The sequence below is a fragment of the Amycolatopsis sp. NPDC033938 genome, from assembly GCF_055575975.1.
Genome location: NZ_JBVIRO010000006.1, coordinates 163,116 through 171,152, shown reverse-complemented (window position 1 = coordinate 171,152; position 8,037 = coordinate 163,116). Strand labels below are relative to the sequence as shown.

Annotated in this window: 7 protein-coding genes; all 7 read left to right on the top strand. The window is 69.7% G+C overall.

Going from position 1 to position 8,037, the window contains the following annotated elements:
- The first annotated feature begins 177 nt into the window (after positions 1-177).
- Positions 178-1,506, top strand: a complete 1,329-nt coding sequence (ccrA, locus tag ACZ5ZX_RS18725) for a crotonyl-CoA carboxylase/reductase (RefSeq protein WP_465503254.1) — start codon at positions 178-180, stop codon at positions 1,504-1,506.
- Between the two features lie 2 nt (positions 1,507-1,508).
- A complete protein-coding gene (locus ACZ5ZX_RS18720) occupies positions 1,509-2,507 on the top strand; it encodes a 3-oxoacyl-ACP synthase III family protein (RefSeq protein ID WP_465503253.1) in 999 nt (332 codons plus the stop codon).
- Complete coding sequence (locus ACZ5ZX_RS18715) at positions 2,504-3,364, top strand: 3-hydroxybutyryl-CoA dehydrogenase (protein ID WP_465503252.1); 861 nt, start codon at positions 2,504-2,506, stop codon at positions 3,362-3,364. Before ACZ5ZX_RS18720 ends, ACZ5ZX_RS18715 begins: the two co-directional genes overlap by 4 nt.
- A gap of 68 nt (positions 3,365-3,432) precedes the next feature.
- Positions 3,433-4,422, top strand: a complete 990-nt coding sequence (locus tag ACZ5ZX_RS18710; RefSeq protein WP_465503251.1) for a zinc-binding dehydrogenase — start codon at positions 3,433-3,435, stop codon at positions 4,420-4,422.
- Positions 4,422-6,137 carry a thiamine pyrophosphate-requiring protein gene (locus ACZ5ZX_RS18705; protein WP_465503250.1) on the top strand — a complete coding sequence of 572 codons (1,716 nt, stop codon included), beginning with the start codon at positions 4,422-4,424 and terminating at the stop codon, positions 6,135-6,137. Before ACZ5ZX_RS18710 ends, ACZ5ZX_RS18705 begins: the two co-directional genes overlap by 1 nt.
- Before the next feature lie 27 nt (positions 6,138-6,164).
- Entirely contained in the window at positions 6,165-7,382 is a 1,218-nt protein-coding gene (locus tag ACZ5ZX_RS18700) for a sensor histidine kinase (protein ID WP_465503249.1), read from the top strand.
- Positions 7,382-8,035 (top strand): response regulator, encoded by a 654-nt coding sequence (locus tag ACZ5ZX_RS18695; RefSeq protein WP_465503394.1) that lies wholly within the window; start codon positions 7,382-7,384, stop codon positions 8,033-8,035. The genes ACZ5ZX_RS18700 and ACZ5ZX_RS18695 overlap by 1 nt, the downstream gene beginning before the upstream one ends.
- Positions 8,036-8,037: the final 2 nt, after the last annotated feature.

The window sequence follows — 8,037 nt, the reverse complement described above, 5'->3', positions numbered from 1 at the left end:
GGGGGGGGGGGCCTCCCCGCGCGGCCCCGCCCCTCGTCCTCCCCCAATCCGCCGGGGGGGGGGTTGTGGGGGGGGTTGTTTTTAAAACCCCCACCCCCCACCCCCCCCCCCGCCGGGCCCACGGACGAACTCGCGGTACCAACCACTCAGACCGTATGTCGGAGAAAGTAGGTAGAGATGGATTCCCTGGCAGAGGCCGCCGTCCGCGGGGCCGGACCCGAGGAACTCGAACGTCATCCGGTGCCCGCGGAGTACGTCGCCGCGCACACCCGGATCGAGGACGTGGACATGTTTCGCGGCGTGGAGGACAAGGACGTCCGGAAGTCGCTGAGGGTGAACGCGGTGCCGATGCCGGAGCTGGCGCCCGACGAGGTGCTGATCGCGGTGATGGCCAGTTCCATCAATTACAACACCGTTTGGTCCGGCACCTTCGAACCGGTCTCCACCTTCGAATTCCTCAAGGCGTACGGGAAACGCGGGCGCTGGGAGGCCCGTCACGATCAGCATTTCCACGTGCTGGGCTCGGACGCGGCCGGGGTGATCGTGCGCACCGGGGTCGGCGTGCGCCGCTGGAAGGTCGGCGACCACGTGCTGGCCAGCCCGATCCAGGTGGACGACCAGGAGGCGATGACCCACGCCGACGGCATGCTCGGCGAGGGCCAGAAAGCCTGGGGTTACGAGACCAACTTCGGCGGGCTGGCCGAGTACGCCGTGGTCCGCGCCAGTCAGCTGATCCCCAAGCCGGCGCATCTGACCTGGGAGGAGGCGGCCAGTACGCCCGCCTGCGCCGGGACCGCGTACCGCATGCTGATCAGCGACCGCGGCGCCCGGATGAAGCAGGGTGACGTCGTCCTGATCTGGGGTGCGGCGGGCGGGCTCGGCGTGTACGCCACCCAGCTGGTCAAGCAGGGCGGCGGAATCCCCGTCGGCGTGGTGAGCTCCGAGGAGAAGGCCGAGCGGATGAGGGCGCTGGGCTGTGACGTGGTGATCAACCGCGAGGAGATCGACATCGCGGACGCGGCGGACAGCCCCGAGGCGGTGATCGCCGCCGGCAAGCGGCTCGGCAAGGCCATTCGCCGCGAGACGGGCGAGGACCCGCACATCGTCTTCGAGTACGTCGGCCGGGCCACCTTCGGCATTTCCATGTTCGTGGTGCGGCGCGGCGGCGTCATCGTCACCTGCGGGTCGAGCACCGGCTACCACCACGAGTACGACAACCGGTACCTGTGGATGAAGCTGAAGCGGGTGATCGGCAGCCACGCGGCGAACCTGCAGGAGCAGTGGGAGAGCAACCGGCTGATCGACCTCGGCCGGATCCATCCCGCACTGTCCACTGTGTACCCGCTCGCGGAGATCGGCGAGGCGGGGCGCCTGGTGCAGACCAACGGGCACATCGGCAAGGTCGGCGTGCTGTGCCTGGCCCCGGAACGCGGGCTCGGCGTCACCGACCCCGCGAAGCGCGCCCGGATCGGGGAACACCGGATCAACCCGCTGGCGGGTGGCTGACCATGGCCGCCACCGGAATTCTCTCCACCGGCTCCTACGTGCCCGCCCGTTCGGTCACCAACGCGGAGCTGGCGCCTCGATTCGACGTGACCCCTGAGTGGATCGAGCGCAAGACGATGATCCGCGCGCGGCGCTACGCCGCACCGGAGGAGGCGACCTCGGACCTCGCGGTGCACGCGGCCCGGTCCGCGTTGGACCGGGCCGGGTTTCCGGCGGAGAAGGTGGACTTCCTCATCGTGGCAACGTCCACAGGGGACGCCCCGCTCCCACCGACCTCGTCGCTGGTACAGGTCGGCATCGGCGCGCGCCGGGCCGCCTGTTTCGACATCAACATCGCCTGCAGCGGGTTCGCTTACGCGCTCGCCGTGGCCAACGGTCTGGTGGCGACCCGGCCAGGTGCGCACGCGCTGGTGATCGCCGCGGACCTCTGGTCCCGGTTCATCGACCCGGCCGACCGGTCCACCACGGTGCTGCTCGGCGACGGGGCAGGTGCGGCGCTGGTCGGCCCGGTGGCCGAGCCTTACGGGATTCTCGGTACCGACCTGGTCGGCTATGGGGAGCAGTCCTCGTTGCTGGTGGTCGAGGCCGGGGGGAGCAGGCGGCCCGCTTCGCACGAGACCGTGGACGAGATCGGCCACGTACTGAGGATGCGCGGCCGGGAGGTCACCGAGTTCGCCCTGGGCACGGTGCCGCAGGCGGTGAAGGAACTGCTCCTGCGCACCGGCGTCCACCACGAGGACATCGCCCATTTCGTGCCACATCAGGCGAATGGGGTGCTGCTGGGCAAGCTCGCCGAGCAGCTCGGGTTCGAGCGGGCGCGTACGCATCTCACGCTGGAGGAGTACGGGAACTCGGGCGCGGCCTCGATGGCCGTCACGCTCGACCACGCGGCCCGATCGGGTGCGCTGAAGGACCGGGATCTGGTGCTGCTGGCCGGATTCGGCGGTGGTATGGCGGTGGGCACGTGCCTGCTGCGCTGGAAGGCGGAGGAGCCGGGATGAACGAGATCAGCAGGGTCGGCGTGGTCGGCTGCGGGTTGATGGGCGCCGGGCTGGCCGAGATCTGTGCGCGGCCGGGGTTGGACGTGCTGGTCGCGGCGCGCTCGCTGGAGTCCGGGGTGTCGGGGCGGCGGCGGATCACCGATTCGCTCGACCGCGCGGTGGGCAAGGGGAAGATGAGCGCCGAGGAGCGGGACTCGATCCTCGGGCGGATCGAGTTCACCACCGACCTCGCCGCTTTCGCCGACCGTGAACTGGTCATCGAGGCCATTACCGAGGACGAGCGCGAGAAGGTGGCGTTGTTCTCCACCTTGGACCGGATCGTCGAGGAGTCCTCGGCGATCTTCGCCACCAACACCTCTTCACTGCCGATCATGCGCATCGCCAGTGCGACCACCCGCCCGGGGCAGGTCATCGGCACGCATTTCTTCAACCCGGTGCCCGTGCTACCGCTGGTGGAACTGGCAGGTTCGCTGCTCACCACCGAGGAGACCTTCGAGCGGTTCGCCCTGTTCGCCACCAAGTTCCTGGACAAGCAGGTGATCCGCTCACCGGACCGGGCCGGGTTCGTGGTGAACGCGTTGCTGGTGCCGTACCTGCTTTCCGCGATGCGCATGGTGGAGTCCGGCTTCGCCTCGGTCGAAGACGTGGACCGGGGGATGATGCTGGGCTGTGCGCATCCGATGGGCCCGCTGCGCCTGTCGGACATGATCGGGCTGGACACCCTGGTGGCGGTGGCGGACGGGCTCTACGCCGAGTTCAAGGAACCGCTCTACGCCGCCCCGCCGCTGCTGTGCCGCATGGTCGACGGCGGTCTCCTCGGCCGGAAGTCCGGCCGCGGCTTCTACGCCTACCCGTGACGGCGTCATCGAATCCCTCGTCAAGGCCCGGGACACGGCCGAGGCGACCTGAGCGAACGGAACGAGTCATGGAACCGAAAACCCGGCGCGTCGCGATGGCGGCCCGACCCGGCGGCCCCGAGGTGATCGAGACGGTGACCGAGGACCTGCCCCCGCTTGGGCCGGGGGAGGTGCTGGTGCGGGTCGAGGCCACCGGGCTCAACCATGCCGACAGCCTGATCCGGGGCGGCGACTACGTGGTGACCATGCCGTTTCCCCTCGCGGTCGGCGTGGAGGCGGCGGGCACGGTGATCGCCACCGGAGAGGGGGTCGCCACCGAGGTGGGCGCCAGAGTGTGCGGCACGGGCTGGCTCGGTTCCTGCGCGGACCATGTGGTGGTGCCGGAGGAGAGACTCGTGTCCATTCCCGACGGGCTGGGCTTCGAGGAGGCCGCGTCCGTGGCGCACGCCGGCGCGGCGGCGGGCGCGCTGCTCCGGGTGTGGCCGCTGGACGGGCACCAAGCCGTTGTCTGGGGCGCGTCCGGGGCGGTCGGGCGGTTGCTGGTCACCTGGCTCAGCCGGAAGGGCGCGGAGGTGATCGGCGTCGTCGGCGGGGACCGGGTGGCGATCCCGCGCGATCTCGGCGCCAAGCACGTGATCGACCGCGACGCCGGAGACATCGCGGCGGCCGTGCGCGCGGTCACCGGAGGCCGGGGCGCGGACGTGATCTTCGACCCGGTCGCCGGGGAGACCTTCCGTACCAGCCTGGCCATGCTCGCCCCCAGGGGCTGCCTGATCAACTACGGGCAGCTCACCGGTCCGGTCGGCGCGGAGTTCGGCGAGTTGTTCAAGGCAGGCGGGGTTTTCGTCACCAAGTTCAACGCAGGCGCCTACGTGGACGGCTTCGCGGACGTGGCCGGGCTGATCCGCGAGGCACTGGAACTGGCCGTCGCCCTGCCAGGGGTGGCGAGCCCGATCGCCGGACGTTTCCCGCTGGACAAGGCCGCCGACGCCTATCGCGCGCTGGAATCGGGCGCACGGGGCAAGGTGCTCGTCGTGCCGGGTCTGGACGGTGCCTGATGCCGGAATACACCACCAGTACGGCGTTTCTCGAAGCGCTGGGGGAGGCCGGGGTCCGGTATCTCTTCGCGAACCTCGGCAGCGACCACCCCGCGCTGATCGAGGCGTACGCGCTGGCTCGCGCACAAGGCCGTGCGGAGCGTTTCCCCGAGATCGTCATCTGTCCACATGAGAGTGTCGCCCTCTCGGCCGCGCAGGGATACGCCCAGGTCACCGGCGAACCACAGGCCGTGGTCGTGCATGTCGACTGCGGCACCCAGAATGTCGGCGGCATGCTCCACAACGTCGCCAAGGCGCGGGTTCCGGTGCTGTTGTTCGCCGGAGCCTCCCCGGTGACCCAGGAGGGTGAGCTGCCCGGCGGGCGCAACGAATTCATCCACTGGATCCAGGACGTGCACGACCAGCGTGGAATCGTCCGGGGTTACACCAAGTACGACAACGAGATCCGTACCGGGCACAACGTCAAGCAGCTGGTGCACCGGGCGTTGCAGATCGCCCGGAGCTCACCGGCAGGCCCGGTCTACCTGGTCGGCGCGCGCGAGGTGATGGAGCAGGCGCTCGAACCGCGGGCGGGACTCCCGCTGCCCGCGGTGGAACCGGCGGCGCTGACGCCCTCGACGGTTCGGCACATCGCGGAAGCCCTGACGACGGCGAAGAAACCGGTGGTCGTCACCTCGTACGCCGGGCGGGATCCGCTCGCCGTTCCGGAGCTGGTCCGGCTCTGCGAATCGCTCGCGATCCCGGTGATCGAATCGGTGCCGACCTACGTCAATTTCCCGGCGTCGAATCCCTTGCACGCCGGATATCAGTGGAACACCCGTGAACCGAACCCGGTGCTGACCGAGGCGGACGTGGTGCTGGTGCTCGGTAGCGACGTTCCGTGGATCCCGGTGAGCAATCGTCCCGCCGCGGGTGCGCGGGTGTTCGTCGTGGACATCGATCCGCTCAAGGAGCAGATGCCGCTGTGGCAGGTGCCCGCCGAGCTGTTCGCGTGCGCCGACCTCCGCATCGCGCTCGGCCAGCTGGCCGACGCGGTCGCCACGAGCGAGATCGACACCGAGCTGGTGGCGACGCGCCGGACCGCCACGGTCGCGAGATATGAAAGCCGATGCGTCGAACGGCGTCGTGCGGAACTCGCCCCGCCCGACGAGATCACGCCGGAGTATCTCGTGTCCTGCGTGCGGGAAGCCATCACCGAGGACACCATCGTGCTGTCCGAGGCGATCACCGGTTTCCGTGTGGTGAACGAGCATCTGCGCCAGTCGGTACCCGGCACCCTGCTCGGGTCGGGCGGTGGTTCGCTCGGCTGGCACGCGGGCGCGGCGATCGGTGCCAAACTCGCCGCGCCGGACAGACTGGTGGTCTCGCTGGTCGGTGACGGAACCTATCTCTTCGGCGTGCCGTCCTCGGCTCAGTGGGTGGCCCGCCGCTACGGGGCGCCGAGTCTGACGGTGATCATCGACAACCAGGGCTGGAAGGCACCGAAGCAGTCCACCCTCGCGGTACATCCGGCCGGTGCGGCGGCGCGAAACGACGATTTCGGCGTGAGTTTCGAGCCGTCGGCGGATCTGCCGGGGATCGCCATGGCGGCGGGTGGCGCGTGGGGCCGCACGGTGGTGGATCCGGCGGAGTTGCCGGTTCTGCTGAAGGAAGCGGTCGAGATCGTGCGGAGTGGACGTGGGGCCGTGCTCGCCGTGCGGGTCCGTCCGGTGTGAGCCGATATGCCGTTGTGGGGAGCGTCCGTGGTACGCCGGGCCAGTGCGGGCATCGCCGCGTTGGCGGGCGATCTGAACCCGCTGGCCGGTGCGGCGCTGCCTCGGCATCCCCGGCTCGGGCCGGCTCCGCATCTGCTGGTGTTCGCCATCGCCGTGTCTCTCGGGATAGCGGGCTCCGCGGAGTTGTCGCGGGTCAACCCGGCGTGGACGCTCGCAGGCGCGCTGCACGGGGTTCCATTGCTGGCTTGTCTTCACCGTCCGCTGGCGGGCGTGTGGCTTTCGCTGGTGCTGAACCCGGTACTCAGCGAGCTGACCCGAGCCGGGACCCCGGGACCGATGTGGACGGAGGCGAGCCTGCTGGCGCATCTGTGCGTGCTCGCTTTCGCGGGCCGGCAGGTGCGGCCGCGGGTACTGCTGGAGATGTGGCTGCTCACCCTCGCCGCCAGTTTTGCCGTCGCGCTCCTCCTGCCGGCCGCCCGAAATCTCGCCGACGTCGAAGAGATGCCTGCGCTATCGGCCGTGGTGCTGCTCGCCGCGGGTGCCCTGCACAGCCGCGGCGAGGCGTGGCAGCGGCTGGCCGAACAGCTCGACATCAACGCCACCGAACGGAAACGCCGCGCGGTACTCGAGGAACGCAGCCGGATCGCTCGTGAGCTGCACGATGTGCTGGCGCACCATATGTCGGTGATCGCGATCCTGGCCGAGGCCGGGCCTTACCGGGTGAAGGACCCGTCCGAACCGGTGGCCAGTTTCGCCACCATCCGTAAGCACGCGCAGGACGCGCTGGACGAGGTCCGCCGGGTGCTGGGCGTGCTCCGCGCCGAGGGCCGCGCTCTGGACTCTCAACCGCAGCCGAGCCTGCGAAGCCTTCCGGAGCTGATCGCCGGGGCGCGGGACGCCGGGCTGACCGTGACCACGGTGATCACCGGCGAACCCGGCTCGCTGCCGTCGGGCCTCGAGTTGTCCGCCTACCGGATCATCCAGGAAGGGCTCAACAACGTGATGCGGCACGCGCCGGACGCGGCGGTCCGGGTGGAACTGGTGTACCGGCGCGACGAGGTGCGACTCCAGGTCGTCAACGGCCCCGGTGGGCGCGGCGTCGGCCAGGCGGGCTCCGGGCACGGTGTGGTGGGAATGCGGGAACGAGTGGACATGCTCAGGGGTTCGCTGGAAGTCGGCGTGACGCCGGAGGGCGGCTATCGGGTGTCGGCGGTATTGCCGGTGCCGCGGGGAGCGGGGTCGTGATGGTCCGGGTCTTGATCGCCGACGACCAGGAGCTGGTCAGGGAAGGGCTTTCGGTACTGCTCTCCGCGCAGCCCGACATCGAGGTCGTCGGTGAGGCCGTCGACGGGCGGCACGCGGTGGAGCAGGTCGCCGCGCTGGCTCCGGACGTGGTGCTGATGGACATCCGTATGCCGGTTCTGGACGGATTGCGGGCCGCGCGGCTGATCACCGATCAGGACACCGCGAAGGTGCTCGTGCTGACCACTTTCGACCTGGACGAGTATGTCTATGAAGCGTTGCGCGCGGGTGCCAGCGGGTTCCTGCTCAAGGACTCTTCCACCAGGAACCTCGCGGAGGCGGTGCGAGTGGTCGCCGCCGGGGACGCGTTGCTCTCGCCATCGGTCACGAAGCGATTGATCGTCGAGTTCGTTCGCCAAGGCCCGATGTACTTGGCCGGCAGGCAGCGCGTCGAAGAGCTGACCGATCGAGAGACGGAAGTCCTCACGCTACTGGCTCGCGGCCGTTCCAACGCGGAGATCGCCGGGGATCTGGACATCGCCGAGCAGACGGTGAAAACGCACGTCGGCCGGATACTCGCCAAGCTCGCGCTGCGAGACCGCACCCAGGCGGTGATCTTCGCCTACGAAAGCGGTCTGGTCCGGCCGGGCAGCTGATC